General features: G+C 64.7%; 16 protein-coding genes. 8 read left to right on the plus strand and 8 right to left on the minus strand.

Annotation, left to right across the window (positions count from 1 at the left end):
• Positions 1–49 precede the first annotated feature (49 nt).
• The 3 genes from NCT04_RS17110 to NCT04_RS17120 all read left to right on the plus strand — a co-directional run bounded on the left by NCT04_RS17110 (position 50) and on the right by NCT04_RS17120 (position 1,503).
• Positions 50–373, plus strand: coding sequence for a hypothetical protein (locus NCT04_RS17110; RefSeq protein WP_244828535.1), 324 nt, complete (start codon positions 50–52; stop codon positions 371–373).
• 82 nt (positions 374–455) lie between these two features.
• On the plus strand, positions 456–902 hold the full coding sequence (locus NCT04_RS17115) for a response regulator (protein WP_250466710.1): 447 nt from the start codon (positions 456–458) through the stop codon (positions 900–902).
• A 322-nt stretch (positions 903–1,224) separates the two neighbouring features.
• Positions 1,225–1,503, plus strand: coding sequence for a hypothetical protein (locus tag NCT04_RS17120; RefSeq protein ID WP_244828532.1), 279 nt, complete (start codon positions 1,225–1,227; stop codon positions 1,501–1,503).
• A gap of 136 nt (positions 1,504–1,639) precedes the next feature.
• On the opposite strand, the gene NCT04_RS17125 is transcribed toward NCT04_RS17120, so the two are convergent.
• Positions 1,640–2,599, minus strand: coding sequence for a chemotaxis protein (locus NCT04_RS17125; protein ID WP_250466712.1), 960 nt, complete (start codon positions 2,597–2,599; stop codon positions 1,640–1,642).
• Between the two features lie 355 nt (positions 2,600–2,954).
• Here NCT04_RS17125 and NCT04_RS17130 point away from each other — a divergent pair, with 355 nt between their 5' ends.
• The 3 genes from NCT04_RS17130 (at position 2,955) to NCT04_RS17140 (ending at position 5,439) form a co-directional block, all read left to right on the plus strand.
• Positions 2,955–3,398 (plus strand): CBS domain-containing protein, encoded by a 444-nt coding sequence (locus NCT04_RS17130; protein WP_250466713.1) that lies wholly within the window; start codon positions 2,955–2,957, stop codon positions 3,396–3,398.
• 191 nt (positions 3,399–3,589) lie between these two features.
• The gene (locus NCT04_RS17135) at positions 3,590–4,600 is read left to right on the plus strand and encodes a diacylglycerol/lipid kinase family protein (protein WP_244828528.1); all 1,011 of its coding nucleotides are present in this window, start codon (positions 3,590–3,592) and stop codon (positions 4,598–4,600) included.
• Entirely contained in the window at positions 4,597–5,439 is an 843-nt protein-coding gene (locus NCT04_RS17140) for a metallophosphoesterase family protein (protein WP_250466715.1), read from the plus strand. The genes NCT04_RS17135 and NCT04_RS17140 overlap by 4 nt, the downstream gene beginning before the upstream one ends.
• Before the next feature lie 42 nt (positions 5,440–5,481).
• Here the strand turns inward: NCT04_RS17140 and NCT04_RS17145 are convergent, their stop codons facing one another.
• Positions 5,482–5,889, minus strand: coding sequence for a PPC domain-containing DNA-binding protein (locus tag NCT04_RS17145; protein ID WP_244828521.1), 408 nt, complete (start codon positions 5,887–5,889; stop codon positions 5,482–5,484).
• Between the two features lie 132 nt (positions 5,890–6,021).
• Here NCT04_RS17145 and NCT04_RS17150 point away from each other — a divergent pair, with 132 nt between their 5' ends.
• Complete coding sequence (locus NCT04_RS17150) at positions 6,022–6,411, plus strand: MAPEG family protein (protein ID WP_250466717.1); 390 nt, start codon at positions 6,022–6,024, stop codon at positions 6,409–6,411.
• Between the two features lie 39 nt (positions 6,412–6,450).
• The gene (locus NCT04_RS17155) at positions 6,451–7,137 is read left to right on the plus strand and encodes an alpha/beta hydrolase (RefSeq protein ID WP_250466718.1); all 687 of its coding nucleotides are present in this window, start codon (positions 6,451–6,453) and stop codon (positions 7,135–7,137) included.
• 115 nt (positions 7,138–7,252) lie between these two features.
• On the opposite strand, the gene NCT04_RS17160 is transcribed toward NCT04_RS17155, so the two are convergent.
• From NCT04_RS17160 to NCT04_RS17185, 6 genes are all read right to left on the minus strand, one after another.
• Positions 7,253–8,212: a nucleoside hydrolase gene (locus NCT04_RS17160; protein ID WP_250466720.1), complete on the minus strand. Its 960-nt coding sequence runs from the start codon at positions 8,210–8,212 to the stop codon at positions 7,253–7,255.
• Positions 8,209–10,236, minus strand: coding sequence for an ATP-binding response regulator (locus NCT04_RS17165; protein WP_250466722.1), 2,028 nt, complete (start codon positions 10,234–10,236; stop codon positions 8,209–8,211). The genes NCT04_RS17160 and NCT04_RS17165 overlap by 4 nt, the downstream gene beginning before the upstream one ends.
• Before the next feature lie 332 nt (positions 10,237–10,568).
• Positions 10,569–10,727 carry a hypothetical protein gene (locus tag NCT04_RS17170; RefSeq protein ID WP_244828514.1) on the minus strand — a complete coding sequence of 53 codons (159 nt, stop codon included), beginning with the start codon at positions 10,725–10,727 and terminating at the stop codon, positions 10,569–10,571.
• A gap of 159 nt (positions 10,728–10,886) precedes the next feature.
• The gene (locus NCT04_RS17175) at positions 10,887–13,709 is read right to left on the minus strand and encodes an Hsp70 family protein (RefSeq protein WP_250466724.1); all 2,823 of its coding nucleotides are present in this window, start codon (positions 13,707–13,709) and stop codon (positions 10,887–10,889) included.
• Entirely contained in the window at positions 13,710–15,593 is a 1,884-nt protein-coding gene (locus tag NCT04_RS17180) for an Hsp70 family protein (protein WP_250466725.1), read from the minus strand.
• A complete protein-coding gene (locus NCT04_RS17185) occupies positions 15,590–16,174 on the minus strand; it encodes a DUF2760 domain-containing protein (protein ID WP_250466727.1) in 585 nt (194 codons plus the stop codon). The genes NCT04_RS17180 and NCT04_RS17185 overlap by 4 nt, the downstream gene beginning before the upstream one ends.
• Between the last annotated feature and the right edge of the window lie 159 nt (positions 16,175–16,333).

Raw genomic sequence — 16,333 nt, forward strand, 5'->3', positions numbered from 1 at the left:
TCGGACGATATCGACGCGAATCATTTGCCCAAACTGGGGAGAGGCAAGAGTGGACGACCGTGATGAACTGGATGGCGATACGCAAACCACGGCAGCAGGCGTGGTCCGGCTGGCTTCGGTGATCGCTGTTCTCGTGCGCGAAGGCGCGGTGGATACGCGCTTTGGCGGCAAGCTTTTCAAGCGGATCGACAAGGAAGCCCGGCGCGTGGCGGAAAACGAAGAAGCGGAGCGGGACGCGGTTTTCGCGGCGCTCGGCGAACTCGATCTGGCCTTGCGTCAGCACGACGCCGCATCGCTCGTGGAAGCAAACGCGCGCCTGCGTGACCGCGAAGAAGTGGTCGCGGGCAAGCGTCGCAAAAGCAAAAAAGACTGACCGCGCACGCCGAGAAGCGGCGGCGCGCGTCTCTGGTCCGAAACCTGCTGGCTGTTCGGCAAAATGAATTTGCCGGATTGCCATGCCTCTGACTTCGCTGACCTCGTCTTCTCAACCGTGTTCGCTGTGGACCAACCGCAGCGTCGACGTCGACCGTAAGCAATGGCGCATTCTCATCGTGGATGACAACGCCACGAGCGCCGAGGCACTCTCTGCCGCCTTTCTCGCCGATGGCTTCGAGACGCGCGTCGCGCTCGGCGGCCTCGAGGCGCTGCATGCGGTGGATCGTTGGAGCCCGCACATCGTCATTCTCGATATCACCATGCCCGAGCACGACGGTTTCGCCACCGCCCGTGTCTTGCGCCGCGTGGCTCAGACGCGCGACGCCGGGATCATTGCGTTTACCGCGCTCGGTGAAGAACTCGTCAGGACGCAAGGGCTTCACGCCGGTTTCGACGGTTATTGCCAGAAGGGCAGTTCGCCGGCCGCGCTCGTGCGGCTCATCGAAAAGCTCGTGCAGGTGCATTGAGAGATAACGCCGGAAATCAGCCCGAGTTACCCGTCTATTGCACGCTCGTGCGATAAATAATCGTTTTGCCCCCGCTAAACAAAGTTCGCGCCGCTGCTGGACTGCATCGTCCGCAAACCCTTATCCGAAAAGGCTACTCAGAACTTAAGCACAATCGTGCTGCCAGCGATTGTTGGTTCAGCGTGAAAAGTGTATTGAAAGATATCGAGATAAAAAAACGATAGTAGGGGTATACACTGCATTTCATCGACGTAGCAGACAGTTTCTCGCAAGACCGCTGCGGCGCTTTCTGATTGAACGTCAACCGTCTTTGGAGCTCACCATGAAACGCAATCTTATCGCTACTCTTTTGATCGCCGCTTCCGCCACGCTCGCAGCACCCGCATTTGCAAGCGGCTACGGCCCGGCTCCGTTTTACCGTCCGGCAGTCGGCGCGCCGAGCTCGCAACAAGGCCCGAGCGCACAAACCATTGCTGCTGAAGAAGCGGCTCATGGCGATAATCGCGCTTTCGGCGGTTCGCGTGACTCGCTGGCTCAATCGGGCAACCGTGCGCAAGCCAACGGCGATAACAACGCAAACTCGGTTTTCTTCGGTCACTGATCGAAGCAGTCCGGCCGGATTATCGTTCGGCTGAACGGACTGACCAGTACGCAATAAGCAAAGAAAACGGCGCCCGGAGAAACAGACTCACAAGGTCTGTTTTCTCGGGCGCCGATTTTGTTTGATCGCTCGGTTTTCAGGCCGCGTTGGCCAATGCGCCGCGCATGACGGTTGCGAGTTCGGAAGCCTCGAACTTCGACACATACGCATTCGCTCCGACTTTGCGAACGTGCTGCTCGTTCGCGGAACCCGAAAGCGACGAGTGGATCACCACCGGAATATGCTGCAAACCGGATTCCGCCTTGATCCGTCGCGTGAGCGTGAAGCCGTCCATTTCCGGCATTTCCAGGTCCGTCAGCACGAGCGCGATCTGATCCGACACTTCCGTGCCGTCCTTCTGCGCCTTTCTGAGCGCCGATTCCAGCACGTCCCACGCTTCCTGACCGGTCTTGGTCATGACGAAGGGCACGCCCATCGCGGTGAGGCTCTGTCCGATGAGCGAGCGCGCCACGCCCGAGTCGTCCGCGGCGAGCACGCGCGCGCCGGGCTTGAGCCGCAGGCGGCCCGTGCTTTCCTCAGTGATATCCGATTCCTGCCCCGGCAGCACTTCCCGCACGATGCGCTCGACATCCAGCACTTGCGCAAGACGCGATCCGTCGACGTTGCCGTCCAGCCGCGCGAAGCTCGTTACCGTGCTGCCGCCCGAATGCGATTCCGCCGACAGCACCTGATTCCACTCCAGCCGCACGATGTCGTCGACTTCCTCGACCGCGAAGCCCTGCGTGGTACGCGCGAACTCGGTGACGAGCAGGATCTTCGGACCGTTTTTCGGCCGGCATCCGGTGATGCGCGCCAGATCGATCACGGGAATGATCTGCCCGCGAATGTCGGCGACGCCGAGAATTGCCGCGCTCGATCCCGCGACGGCGGTGATCGTCGGCATCGCGAGAATCTCGCGCACCTTGAACACGTTGATGCCGTAGAGCTCGCGCTGTTCCGAACCCGGCGCCTCGCCGAGCCTGAACAGAAGCAGCTCGAACATGTTGCTGCCCGCGAGCCGCACGCGCTGCTCGATATCCTGTTGTGAACTGCTCACCTTTGTCATCTCCATGAGCGGCGCCTCATTGCGCCGCTTGATGCGCGCATCGCGGCGCGCGTGTCTGATTAGCGGCACGAATCGACAAAACTGAAGGCGACGCGCCATGCGCGCGCAAACGCAAGTCCAGCGGGCTTGCGAAAACATGCGAGCGGACGGGCGCATATCCGCGAGCCGGGGTTGATCTATACTTTTTCCACGGTCGGACTTTCGCCGATGCAGCCGGTCACTTTTAAGCCCGCGCTACATGTCGCACGACGAACTGCCTCGCCCGTTACGCGCAACATCGGTTCCGCACAACAAAAGCGCGTGTTCATCGGCCGGTGAGCCGCGCGAAGCCAGACGGAGGCGCTCGATGGCAACAGTCGCACAGGTACTCAGTTCCAAACCCGATCAGACGGTCATCACGATCGCGGCAACTGCATCGGTCTACGATGCAATCAGATTGATGGCCGACCGCCATATCGGCGCGGTGATCGTCACGGAGAACGAGGAGATCGTCGGGATCGTGACCGAGCGCGACTATGCGCGCAAGGTCGTGCTGATGGACCGTTCGTCCAAGCAGACGCCGGTGCGCGACATCATGACCTCGCACGTGCGTTACGTCCGCCCCGACCAGACCACGGACGACTGCATGGCGCTCATGACGGAAAAGCGCATGCGCCATTTGCCGGTGATCGACGACGGTAAGCTGACCGGCATGATTTCCATCGGGGACTTGGTGAAGAACATCATCTCCGAGCAGCAGTTCACCATTCAGCAGCTCGAGTACTACATTCGCGGCGGCGAACACACCTGATCTGCCTTGAGCGATGGCGCACGTCTGGCGCGTGCGTCTCGTCATGCAGCTGTAAGCATTTTGTTATGATTCGGCAGATACTCGCCGGGTTTCGTTGCGTGCGTGTCGGCGGGACGTGGCGTCTTAAGCGCGCTTCCACGGCACGTCGGCGGCCAGGCGGGACGAATCGCACGATGCCAGGAGCGCTGCCGATGACCCCGACCGCCACACCCGTCATACCCGCCGAACCTGCTCGAGGCGCGGAACAAGGGCAGACACTTGCGCCGCACGCGCCGTTTTTCATCGTGATGAACGCGGGATCGGGCCGCAAGCAGGCCGATGAAACCCGCGCCGTGCTGGACCGCGAACTTGGCGCAGCGGGTCGGCGCTTCGAAATGTGCGTCGTCGATGACCCTGGCCGTTTGCCCGCCGCCGCGCGCGAGGCGGCACAATTGGCGTTCGATCAAGGCGGCGTGCTGGTCGGTGCCGGTGGCGACGGCACGCTATGCGCCGTGGCGGAAGCGGCGCTTACGCGCGGCGTGCCATTCGCGGTGCTGCCGCGCGGCACGTTCAATTACTTCAGTCGCGATCACGGTATTCCCGCCGATCTCGAGCTTTCCACCCGCCTGTTGCTCGAAGCGCGCGTGTTTCCCGCGCAGGTGGGCTACGTGAACGGCCAGATGTTCATCGTCAATGCGAGTCTCGGGCTTTATCCCAAGCTGCTGGAAGATCGCGAAACCTACAAGCAGCAATTTGGCCGCAGCCGTCTGGTCGCGCTGTGGTCCGCGCTCAACACGCTATTGCGGCGGCATCGGCATTTGCGGCTGCACATCGAGCACGAAGGGCAAGTGCGCGACATCCGTTCATCGACGCTCTTCGTCGGCAACAACCGGCTGCAACTCGAACAGATCGGCATGGCCGAAGCCGGCGCACTGGAACATGGCTTGCTCGTGGCCATTGCGCCGCGTCCGGTCGGGCGGCTCGCGCATCTGTTCCTGTCCTTGCGCGGCGCGGCAGGGCGGCTATCCGACTCCGATCACGTGACGAGTTTCACATTCGAGCGCATTACGGTGACGCATCCGTCCGGACGACGCCGTCGCGTGAAGATCGCAACCGATGGCGAAGTGGCGTGGCTGCAGATGCCGCTGGAATTCCGCGTTTCCGACAAGCCATTGCTGCTGCTCAAACCCGAGCCGGCCGTGGCCGAAGCCAATCGCTCATGAACGTTTTGCTGCAAATATCCGATCCGCATTTCGGCACCGAACGCCCGACGGTGGTGGCGGCGCTCTTGCGGCTTTCCGATGCCATCTCGCCCGATTTAGTCGTCGTCTCGGGCGACATCACGCAGCGCGCGCGGCGTTATCAGTTCGCGCTGGCGGGCGCCTTCTTCGATGCCCTCGGCACGCGGCCCCGGCTCGTCATTCCCGGCAATCACGACATTCCGCTCTTCAATCCGCTCGCGCGGCTTTTTCGTCCGTATGCGAATCATCAGCGCGTGTTCGGCGCGGAGCTCGAGCCGTCGTTCGAATCGGACACGCTGCTCGTGCTCGGCGTGAACACCACGCGTCCGTTCCGTCACAAGGACGGCGAAATTTCGATGCAACAGGTCAAACGCGTTTCCGCGCGGCTCGAAGCGGCAAGCGCGAAGCAATTGCGCGTGGTGGTCACGCATCAGCCGGTCGCGGTCACGCGCGCGAAAGACGAGGCCAACCTTCTGCATGGACACGAGCGCGCCGTGCAGCGCTGGGCGCGCGCGGGCGCCGATCTCATTCTTGGCGGGCACATTCATCTGCCCTACGTGTTGCCGCTGCACGATACCTTCGCCGGCCTGCCGCGCAAGCTGTGGGCGGTGCAGGCGGGCACGGCGCTGTCCCGGCGCACGCGCGGGACCATCGACAATTCGGTGAACGTGATTCGCTACGACGGGTCATCGGGTACGCGCAGCACGACCGTCGAGCGCTGGGACTATGTGGAAACAAGCGAGCGCTTCGAGCTGATCGCGCGTCACGATCTCGCGCTGGATAGCGCCGCCGCCGAACCGGCAACAGTCGCATCCGCCTGATCGACGCTCTTGGAGCGCTTCGTGCTGCTGCAACTCAGGAAGCTATGTACGCCGGATGACGAGTTCCGCGAAACCTGTCGCGGGATCGTGCTCACGCGTGTAGCGTTCGTCCGGCAACTTTGCGATCAGCACTTCCGCCGTCGTGCGCACGATGCATCCCGCCGTGACGTGGCCGCCGAAGACGCGGCCATCGGCATCGGAGATGCTCATGTGCAGATGCGGCCCATCCGCCGATAGCGATCCCGCCAGCGTCAAGATTTCGAGGTCGCCGCGCAGAACGGTTGCCTCGTCGCGCCCGGCATAGCGCAAGGCAGCCACGCTCAAGCTGCCAATGCCTTGCAGGACGAACGCCGCGCCCGCTTCTTGCGCGCTTTTTTGCGAGCGAACTGCGAGATCGAGCGCGAGGCGCAGGTCATCGCCGGGAGAAAGACGCAGGGTAAGCGTGTGCATGGGAGTTTCGCCGCAAGCGTAAGCGTGAGAACGAGCGTAAGTCGAAGGAATGCCAACAAGCGTACACGTTCGCACGGCCCGATGGCATGATGGACCGTCGCTTGCATCGCCAACAAACCGATTGGAGACGCCATGAGTTTCGAACTGACGATGCTGGCCTGGACGCTCATCCTCGCTCTCGCGCAAGTGCTGCTGCCCGCGTTCTTGCGCAACAAGGAGACGGGCCTCAGATACAACGCCGGTCCGCGCGACGGCCCGGCGCCGCCGCCGCGCAAGCTCACCGGGCGTCTGATGCGAGCGCAATCGAACCTTTTCGAGACCTTGCCGATCTTCGCTGTCGCGGTGCTGATCGTGCATGTCGCCGGGCGCGAAAATGCGCTTACGCACTATGGCGCGCTCATGTATTTCGTCGCGCGCCTGTGCTACGTGCCGCTTTATGCGGGCGGTGTGCCGTTCGTGCGCTCGCTGGTGTGGCTCATTTCCATCGTGGGTATCGTGTTATTGCTCGTGCCCATCATCTGACGCGTGATTGAACGTGATCGACCTCAAGGGAGTGATTGCATGTCCGCACAACCGTACGATCCATCGGTAGTGGAAGTCGAAACCGCGCCGGACCCCGAGTTCGCGGTGATCCTCATGCACGGACTCGGCGCGGATGCCAACGACTTCGTGCCGCTCGTGCCCGAACTGCGTCTGGCCGATGCCCCCGCCATGCGCTTCGTGTTTCCGAACGCGCCGGAGATTCCCGTAACCGCGAACAACGGCTACGTGATGCGCGCGTGGTACGACATCCTGTCGTTCGAAGGTATCAACCGGCGCGTGGACGAGGCGGGCATCGAGACGTCTGTGGCCTTCGTGCGCGAACTCGTCGCGCAGCAGAACGCGCGCGGCATCGCCTCCGAGCGCATCTTTCTCGCCGGCTTTTCGCAGGGCGGCGCAATGACCTATCAGGCGGGGCTCACGCATCCGGAAAAGCTCGCGGGGCTGATCGTGCTGTCGGGTTATATCCCGTCGAAAGGCTTGATCGATGCCTCGTTTAGCGAGGCGAACCGCGACACGCCGATCTTCGCCGCGCACGGCAGCTTCGACGACGTACTCAACGTGCGGCTAGGCGAGGAAGCCGTGGACTTCGCGCGCGAGCAGGGCTGCACGGTGGAATGGAATACGTATCCGATGCCGCATTCGGTCTGCATGGAGGAAGTGGAAGCACTGCGCGAGTGGCTGGGTGCGCGCTTGCGCGAGGGTTGAAGCGCCGCGTTGGTATGCCCGCCGATCCGCTTCGGCAAGGTGGAAGCCGCAGCGTGTCGGCATTGCCGCGGCGCGCGCCGGTTGCATGAAAGAAGCGGTGCACTAGACAAGCACGTCAGCCGCGCAATGTCCGAGCAAAGAGTTCGAGCACCGCGTCCGCATTGACGCCGATACACGCGTCGCACGATGGCCGCGTGTCCCAATCCGGCGCGCTGGCACGCATCGACGTGGGCTTTTGCACAGTCAAACCCGCCGCGATACCTTCGGTCAGCACGCGCACCGGCCCGCTTCTCGTCGTGAACAGTTCGCGCGCGACGACGAAAGCGGCCGCCGAATAATCGTGCGCGTAGATGCCGCGCGTCTCGCCGTCGTTCGCGTGAAAGCGCTCGTAAAAGCGCGAGACGTTCCATACGAACCGGCCGGCATTGCCTGCGCTGTCCCGCACATCGGCGAGAAACGCGTTCGTCATCACGGTTTCATGCGTTACATCGAGCCCGACGATCGACACCTTCCACGGCGCGCCGAAGACGATATCGGCCGCTTCCGGGTCGCCATGGATGTTCGCCTCGGCGGCGGGCGTCACGTTGCCGAGCGCGCCGTTGTAACCGAACGCGCCGCCCATGACGACGACCTCGCGCACGAGCGATGCAATCTCCGGATCGTCTCGCAACGCGAGCGCGAGATTCGTGAGCGGCCCGACCGCGAGCAGCGTGATTTCGCCCGGCTCCGCGCGCACCTTCTCGATGATGAACCGATGTGCCGCGCGCCCGTCCTCCTTCACCGTGACGGCTTCCGTGCGCTCGACGTTGCCGAGCGCATCGTCGCCGTGGATATGCGGAATAGGTTCGGGCGCGGCGCGTTGCAAAGGCGCCGCCGCGCCGCGCGCGACCGGCACGTTCGGCGCGAAACGCGATGCAAGATAGAGCGCGTTGGCGGTCGTCGTATGGATGTCGGCATTGCCGAACACGCTCGTGATGCCGATGAGTTCGATCCGCGGATGCAACGTCTGAAACACGAGCGCGATAGCGTCGTCGATACCGGGGTCGGTGTCGTAGATGACCTTGTGCACACTCATGCGATGGCTGCCTCGCAAGCGCTCTGGCCGGCGGCTGCGTTCGGCATCAACGCGACCATGCCGCGGCGCAATTCCGCCGGGCTCACGGGCTTGCTCAGCACATCCTGCTCGCACGCGAGCGGCACGATGGTGGCCGACGGTTCGCCCGTCACGACCAGACACGGACACGGACGGCCGAGCCTTGCGGTGCCCAGCATGGCCACTTCGCGCGCGGTCTTGGAGTCGCGCAGGCGGTAGTCGGTGATGATGAGATCCGGGAAGCGCTCGATGTCCGCGAGAATGGTTTCGAACTCGTCGAAGGTCGCGGCGGAGTCGTAAAGCACGCCCCATTGCGAAAGCAGCGCCTCGGTGGATGCGCGCACGAGGCCGTCGTCTTCCACGAGCAGCACGTAGCGCCCGCTCAGCGCCGCCGCTTCGTTCGCCTCGGACAATGCAGGCGCGCGCGTGGACGGCTTGTCGAGCGTCGGTCCGCACTGCGGCATTTCCAGCGAGAAACGCGAACCGCGCCCTTCGGTGGACTTGAGCTCGATGCGGTGTTCGTCCAGCATCGAAATGACCGCATTGACGATAGACAGGCCGAGTCCCAGCCCCTTGTCGCGATCTTGCTCCGGGTTGTCGACCTGGAAGAAGGGCTGGAAGATGGCATCGAAATAATCGGCCGGAATGCCGATGCCGTTATCCAGCACGTCGATGCGCGCCCGCGTCGGCGAGCGCACCACGCCGACGATCACGGTGGGCTTGGCGGTCTTGCTTTGATCGGCGTACTTGATGCCGTTCGAGATCAGATTGGCGATGGCGCGTCCGAGCCAGTGCGCGTCGCTTCGCACGCAGACGACTTCCGACTTCGGCAGCCGCAGCCGCAAGTCGACGCCACGGCTCATGGCGAACGGACGCAATTGTTCGACGGCTTCCTCGATGGTTCGCCGCACGTCGAACACATGATATCGCGGCACCACGCGGCCCGATTCGAGCCGCGAGAGATCGAGCACGGCATTCAAGAGCCGCGCCAGAATGATCGACGAGCGCCCGCATTCGTCGATGAGCCGTTCCGCCTGCTCGAACTCGCCGTTGCGGATGGCCTCGGCGGCGGCTTGCAGGAACAGGTTGAGCGCGTGCATTGGCTGGCGCAGATCGTGGGTCGCGGCGGCGAGGAAATTGGACTTCTCGCGGCTCGCGGTTTGCGCGGCGATCATCTGCTGTTCGCGCAACGCGAGCAATGCCGTGGTCTTGTTCTCCTGGTCCTTCCTGGAGATCTCCAACTCGTCGTTCTTGCGCGCGAGCGAGCCGTTCGCGGCGCGCAGTTCGTCGTTGAGCGAGGCGAGCGCGCGCTCGGCGGAAAAGCGTTCGCGCGAGACGCGTTCGGCGTGCACGCAGACGCCGTGGCCGACCACGATCACGTTGAACATATAGAACAGTCCGGCAAAGAAATTCTCCGGATTGAGCAGATGCGCGGTGAGCTGCAGCACCACGATCGACGCCATGGTGACGATGCCCGCCGTCAGCACGACCCGCGAGCGCAGATAGAAGAAGCTGAACTGCACGAAGAGCGCGAGGCACAGCCCCGTGAAATGCTGCGTGTAGTTATAGGGCGAGGGCGTGATCGCGAAGAGCGCGAGGATCAGACACAAGAGCCCGTAGATGCCCGTGAGGATGACCTTCTCGGACATCGCGTGCGAGCGGAACGAGGGCCGCAGGACGAGACAGCATTCGAGAATCAGCAACACGATGCCCGCAAAGCGGATTGCCAGAATGTCGGACAGGCGCCCGTTCAGCGCGCTGTTGCCTTGCGAGAAACTGAAGTCCCACCAGAGGAAGCAGGTCCAGATGACGAGCGCGAGCAGCGCGGATGCGCGCCTGAACGCGCAGAAGCGCTGCGCGTGATCTTCGAGGAATTGCGCTTCCAGCGCGCGGTCGGCGAAAGCGGCCGGAATGGAAAGATTGCGAACGAGACTGAGCCCCGCTTCTCGCGCGGCGGAGAAAATCTCGGGAGTGCGCACACGTTCGGCGCGTTGAGGGACGGCCATCGCTTGTTCGAGTCGCGGTTTTGGGGATATCTACTGTAGGCCAACTTGGTCTTACCAATACGCCTTTTTTTAGGCATCAACCGTTAAAAACGGAAATTAATGCGAGCTTTTGGCGGGCGGACGCTGAAAAAAGATGGCTTTGGACGGCAGCGGCGGAGAAGGAGGAGAGAGTCGACGCACAAAGCAACCGGTGTATCTCGAACCGGATCAGTCGAACGGCGAGCCGGGCATGCCTGCTCGCCGTATCGAAGGACAGCCACGACCGATGCCCCCCCGCGATGACGAGGGCTAACCGTACCGCGCGAGAGTGCGCGATACCGCGCCTCACGCATTCACGATTTCGGTTTGGCCTTGGTGCTGCGTTTGGCGACCTGCGTTTCCTTGGCGCCCGCTGCCTTGGGCGGCGATGCCTTGGGACCGGCCGTTTTCTTGCGGCTCGACATTTCGGTTTCGGCGGGATTGCTCGCTTGAGCCTTGCGTGGGGATGGCATGATGACCTCCTTCAGTGTGTGTCCAGGACGAACACACTGATAACCATAGGACGCGCATAGCCGGGAATCAAGACGGCGCAAGGCTTTCGCGCCGTCTTTCGCAAAAAGCTTCTGAGAGCGAAGCAATTCGCGGTCTCGACGCGCCGCATCGACGCCAGTTCAGCCGATGAGCTTGAGCCCCGCCGGCAACGCCTCGCCGAACACGCGGCCTTCGTCGGCGCGATCGAGCGTGACGACTTCGCGCACCATGGCGATCCACGCTTCCGCCGCGCCCATCGTCTCCAGGCGCTGCACGACGGCGGCGCGAATGTCGTCGGGAAGGTCGCGCGAACGGTCGCCCGTCATGCGCGCGATCTGCACGGCCGCGAACGCCGCCGGATCGACCTTCTTCCAGTCGAGCGCGAGGATCGTGCCGAGCCAGGCGGTCGCCGTCTCGGGCGGCACGACGCCATGCGCGCTGCCGTAGAACGGCTGCCGCGCGCCGATCCGCCCGACCGCCCACCAGCTCTGCACGTTCTCCGAAGGCTTCTTCAGCCGCGTGAGCAGCCATTCGCCGGTTTCGATCTTGCGCGCGACCGGCACGCGTTCGAGCGATGCCGCGAGCCGCACCATGTCTTCATAGCCCGCGCGCGCAGCGCCCGCCGCGCGCCGATAGCGGCTCGTGCCGGGCGGCTGAAGCACGAAGGCCATGTCGTCGAGCAGGCGCAGTTGCGCGGCTTCGGGCAGACCACCTGCCGCGCGCCGCCATAGCGTCCACCACTCGGACCAGATCTGGCTTTCGTTGCCGTACTGGATGCCCTGGTCGAAGAGCGTCCACAATTGCTCGACGCGCCAGCCATCCAGCGGATGACCGAAGCCCGGCCGCAAGCAATAGCCCGTCAGGTTGAGCCACAGCCGTTCGTGATCGGCGGAACGGCGGCGGCGTTTCGCGCGGTCCCACAGCGCGCCGTAAAGCTCGCGCAAGAGCGCGAGATCCCAGCTATCGCGCGGGCCGAGCGCCTGTTCGAGCAGCGCGCGCAGGCGCTTGATCTCCTTCGGGCCGACGTCCTGCGAACGCGCGCCGAAAGTGCGGTCGATCAGATCGATGGCTTTCGGCAACGCAGGATGCGTTTCGCTTGCCGCCGCGTCGTTCGACGCATTCTCCCGGCGCAATTGAAATTCGAGCAGCCAGCGTTTGGCGGGATCGTCGGTGGCGATGCAGTGCATCTCCAACGTGCCGACTTCAGTGAGCGAAGTCGTCAATTGCACGGGCGTCTCGTTGGGCTTGTGCGCGTGATTCGCCTCCTGGCCGCGCGGATCGACGACCGTGGCGATGGGCGGCAAGCGCACGAAGTCGCCGGCCGAGGCGCTGACATCGGCGATTTCGCCTGCCTTGAACGTCGCATCCGCCACCGAAGACACCAGGTGAAAGCGCACCGGCGCGCCGAGCCGCAACGCGAAGGTGCGGTCCGCCAGATGGATGGCCTGACCTTCCTCGGTGCCGCGCGGCAGCACGCAGACGCCGCGCTCGCCAGCGTCGCTCTTGTCTTCGTCGAGCAGCAGGAAGTAGCTGCGTGCAGAGCCGCCGCCGATCTTCGGTGCGCGGCCCGCGCGCGCGAGCGCATAGGCGACCGCGCCGCGCGCCACGGCAACGTCCGGATCGTGATTGGCCAGCACGTGGACCGGCGCGCCGCGCCATGAACCGAGCGCCTCGGCGATACGGCTCGCAAGCGGTTCGGCGCGAAACACGCCGCCGTTCAGGAGCAGCGTGTCGGGAACGGGCAAGCTGGCTTGGTCAGATGCCGCTTCGCCCAACGCCTCGCGCGCCTGCGTGGCGTGTTGTGCGAGAAACGCCGCGACGTGCCGCGTGACGCCGGCATCGCTTGCATAAGGCAGCCCGAATTCGACGAAACCCCCGCGCGCGCGACGCGGACGCTCGTCGGGCGCGACCATCGGAAAGAAGCCATCGACGATGATCCGCGCGATCTCCTCGCGCGTCACTTCCGTGGAGCGCGCGCCGCCGATCAGCTTCGAGCCCGCGCCGAGCAGCGTGATCGTGGCCTTGTCCGGCGCGTTGGCGCCGAGCAATTGCTCCTTGGCCGCGCGGCAACGTTCGACGAGTTGCGAAAGACGCGCGGCGGAGAGGCGCTCCTGATCGTTGCCGGCAAGGCGTTGCTCCACCAGATGCGCAAGCGCCAGGTCCATGTTGTCGCCGCCGAGCATCAGGTGGTTGCCCACGCCGATGCGCGTCAGGCGCGGCTCCGAGCTGTCCATCGCGACCTGGATCAGCGTGAGGTCGGTCGTGCCGCCGCCGACATCGCAGATGAGCACGAGCCGCGTGGCCGCGAGTTCATCGGCGAGCTTTTCGCGATGGTGAAACAGCCAGTCGTAGAACGCCGCCTGCGGTTCTTCCAGCAGGCGCAGCGCCGTAAGCCCGGCCATGCGCGCCGCTTCGAGCGTGAGGGCGCGCGCGCCTTCATCGAACGATGCGGGCACGGTGAGCACGAGGTCCTGCGCTTCGAGCGGCGAGCCCGGAAAGCGATGGTTCCACGCCGCGCGCACATGCGCGAGATAACTCGCGCTCGCGGCGACGGGCGAGATCTTTTCGATGTCGTCGCCCGCGCCCCACGGCAGAATTTGCGCGACGCGATCCACCGAAGCATGCGAGAGCCAGCTTTTCGCGCTCGAAATGAGCCGCCCCGGAACCTGCGCGCCCAGCACGCGCGCGAGCTGGCCAACCACCTCGGGCTGTGCCCCGGAATTTGCGTCACGGGGCCACGGCAACTGCAAGTCGTTCGCGTTCAGTTCTCCCGCCGCCGCGTGATACCGCAACGACGGCAGGAGCGGGCGCGCCGCCACTTCGCCCGGACTCACGAGCTGTTCCATCTCGAAGACGCGAATTTCGTCCGAGCCCGCTTCGGCATAGGCGACGACGGTATTGCTCGTGCCCAGATCGATACCGACGCGATAGCGCGCGCCCGCCGCCTTCTTACGCGCCGGCACTTACAGGCCCATGCCCGAGTCGGCGCTCACGCCGCCGCGCATGTCGAACTCGACCTTCCAGCGCTCGGACGATCCGCGCGGCACGGCTTCGAGTTCGAGCGTGCCGGCCTCGGTGATGCGCGCGTGCAGCTTGACCGGCACGACTTCGCCGGGCGTGCGCCCTTCCGATGGCAGCGATGCCTCGATCTCCTCGAGTTCCTGCAGTTCGTCCGGCTGCCAGTATTCGAGCAGCGTGCCCACCTCGTCCTGACGGCGCACCGACGAGCCGAAGAAGCGGAAATGCACCGGCTCTCCGACCACGAGCCCGAACTCCTGCGCGGGCAGCGCGGCCTCCGTGCCTTCCTCCATGCCGAAAGGCGCCACGCACAGTGCCTGCACGGGCGGTTCGAGTCCGGGCACGGCAGGCATTGCCGACTCGACCGCGACGTAGTATGCGCGTGCCGTGCCGCCACGAATGCGCACGCCCTTGCCGCGCCGAACATAGCCGTAATAGGCCGCGCCGCGCGCCACCGCCAGATCGAGGTCCGCGCCTTCGAGCAGACGCGCGGCGGGCGCGTTCTCGGCGGCGAGCCATGAATTGAGCGTGGACATGACGCGCTCGACCAGGAGCGGCGACTTGAACACGCCGCCGTTGAAGAGCACCGCGGTCGGATGCAGCAGCGTCGCGCCTTGCGGGGCTTCGTGCGGCAAGCCTTCGATTTCCGCGAGCGCGTTCACCTGACGGCCGAGGAACGCGGCGAGGTGACGCGTCACGGCGGCATCCTGCGCATAGGGCAGACCGAGTTGCGTGAGACCGGCGCGTGCGCGGCTGACCGGGCGCGCGCTGCCATCGACTTGCGGGAAGAAGCCTTCGAGCAAGATCTGCGTGAGTTCGGCGCGCGTGAGCTCGGTGCGCAGCGAGCCGCCGATCAGCTTCGAGCCACGGCTCGGCACGACGAGCGGCACGGTTTCCGTGTCCGGATGGGTGAGCAGCGTTTCCTTGGCCGAACGGCACGCATAAGTGAGCGCGCGCAGTTGCCACGGATCGGGTTGTGTGCCGGCGGCCGCGAGCTTGCGCGCGACGATATGCGCGAGCGCCAGGTCCATGTTGTCGCCGCCCAGCAGGATGTGTTCGCCGACCGCGACGCGATGCAGTTCGAGATTGCCTTCACGCTCAACCACGGCGATCAGTGAGAGATCGGTGGTGCCGCCGCCGACATCGACGACGAGAATCACATCGCCCACTTTCACTTGCTTGCGCCAGCCGCCCGTCGACTTCTGAATCCAGCTGTAGAGCGCGGCTTGCGGTTCTTCGAGCAGCGTCATGCGCGCGTAGCCGGCCGCCGCCGCAGCTTCGGCGGTGAGTTCGCGGGCGGCGGGGTCGAAGGAGGCGGGAATCGTCACGGTGACGTCCTGCTGATCGAAAGGCGCGTCCGGATGCGCGTGATTCCATGCCTCGCGCAAGTGCGTGAGATAGCGCACCGAGCTTTCGAGCGGCGAGACGCGTTCGACTTCCTCGGGGGCATCGGCGGGAAGGATGGCCGCGCGACGATCCACGCCCGGATGGCAGAGCCAGCTTTTCGCGCTGGAGACGAGGCGGATGGGCGTGCCAGCGCCCCGGCTGCGCGCCAGCTCACCGACGATAAACGGCCGCTCCTGCGTCCACGGCAAGGTCAGATCGCCGGGCGCGAGTTCGCTCGGATGCGGCAGATACAGAAACGAAGGCAGCAACTCGCGCTCCTCGGCCGCGCCAGGCGCCGTCAGTTGCGCGATGGACAGCACGCCTTGCGCGGTCTTCTCGCCGTCGCTTGCGGACAAGTCGACGTAGGACAGCGCGCAGTGCGTGGTGCCGAGATCGACGCCGATGGAATAGCGCGGCGCGTTCTCTTCGTGATGATCGCTCATAGCTCCACCTCGGCCGGTGCGACGATGCTCGCGTCGTGTTGGTCCGCGAGCTTCGGCAGACGTGTTTCAGCGACCTTCCAGCCGCGATGGCTGAGATTGCCCGAGAACGGCGGCTTGCCGACGACGTTGCCGGTCACCCGCACGGCGCTGGCGTCGAAACCTTCGGGCAGCGTGATGCGGCTGCCTTCGGCTTCGTTGCGCACAGGCTGGATGGTGAAATGTTCGCGCAGCACCGAGCGGCAGCCGTCGTGCACGAGACGCGCGGCCGCGCCGATATCGGCGTCGCTGTAGTTGGCGATGTCTTCCTCGACGAAATCGATGAAGCGGGCGTCGCGCTGCAAAAGGCCGAGCAATTGCAAGGCGGCGACGGGGCTCGATTCCTTCAGCGGCGACGGCGCGGGCTTGGGCGCGACCGGCGCGGTTGCTACCGGCGCGGCGGCGGGCACGGGCGCTTCCGGCGCATGCGGGGCTTCGCGCAGGCGCTGCACGCGGCCGGCGAACGCGCCGTTGCCGAGCACGCCGAAGAACGCTCCGAAGGCAATGCCTATCCTGCCGAAGAAGGACGGATTCATGTCGGTCATGTGTTTGATGCTCCTTGTGGCTGCTTGCGAGGACGACCTATCCTCGGCGGCGCTGGTGGCCGGTGGCGGCGCGGTTCTGGTGTGCGGAAAACGGCAGCCGATGCCGCGAGCGGCGGCACGGCAGGCCGTTTGAGCGCGGTTGCGTGAGCCGAAGCACGC

It is taken from the genome of Caballeronia sp. GAFFF2 (assembly GCF_023631485.1).
Lineage (GTDB): Bacteria > Pseudomonadota > Gammaproteobacteria > Burkholderiales > Burkholderiaceae > Caballeronia.

Bases quoted from the DNA above. Each gene is read 5' to 3' on its own strand.
- NCT04_RS17155 (WP_250466718.1), top strand. From the start codon at position 6,451: ATGTCCGCACAACCGTACGATCCATCGGTAGTGGAAGTCGAAACCGCG.
- NCT04_RS17135 (WP_244828528.1), top strand. From the start codon at position 3,590: ATGACCCCGACCGCCACACCCGTCATACCCGCCGAACCTGCTCGAGGC.
- NCT04_RS17165 (WP_250466722.1), bottom strand. From the start codon at position 10,236: ATGGCCGTCCCTCAACGCGCCGAACGTGTGCGCACTCCCGAGATTTTC.
- NCT04_RS17130 (WP_250466713.1), top strand. From the start codon at position 2,955: ATGGCAACAGTCGCACAGGTACTCAGTTCCAAACCCGATCAGACGGTC.
- NCT04_RS17120 (WP_244828532.1), top strand. From the start codon at position 1,225: ATGAAACGCAATCTTATCGCTACTCTTTTGATCGCCGCTTCCGCCACG.
- NCT04_RS17170 (WP_244828514.1), bottom strand. From the start codon at position 10,727: ATGCCATCCCCACGCAAGGCTCAAGCGAGCAATCCCGCCGAAACCGAA.
- NCT04_RS17180 (WP_250466725.1), bottom strand. From the start codon at position 15,593: ATGAGCGATCATCACGAAGAGAACGCGCCGCGCTATTCCATCGGCGTC.
- NCT04_RS17140 (WP_250466715.1), top strand. From the start codon at position 4,597: ATGAACGTTTTGCTGCAAATATCCGATCCGCATTTCGGCACCGAACGC.
- NCT04_RS17185 (WP_250466727.1), bottom strand. From the start codon at position 16,174: ATGACCGACATGAATCCGTCCTTCTTCGGCAGGATAGGCATTGCCTTC.
- NCT04_RS17145 (WP_244828521.1), bottom strand. From the start codon at position 5,889: ATGCACACGCTTACCCTGCGTCTTTCTCCCGGCGATGACCTGCGCCTC.
- NCT04_RS17115 (WP_250466710.1), top strand. From the start codon at position 456: ATGCCTCTGACTTCGCTGACCTCGTCTTCTCAACCGTGTTCGCTGTGG.
- NCT04_RS17160 (WP_250466720.1), bottom strand. From the start codon at position 8,212: ATGAGTGTGCACAAGGTCATCTACGACACCGACCCCGGTATCGACGAC.
- NCT04_RS17150 (WP_250466717.1), top strand. From the start codon at position 6,022: ATGAGTTTCGAACTGACGATGCTGGCCTGGACGCTCATCCTCGCTCTC.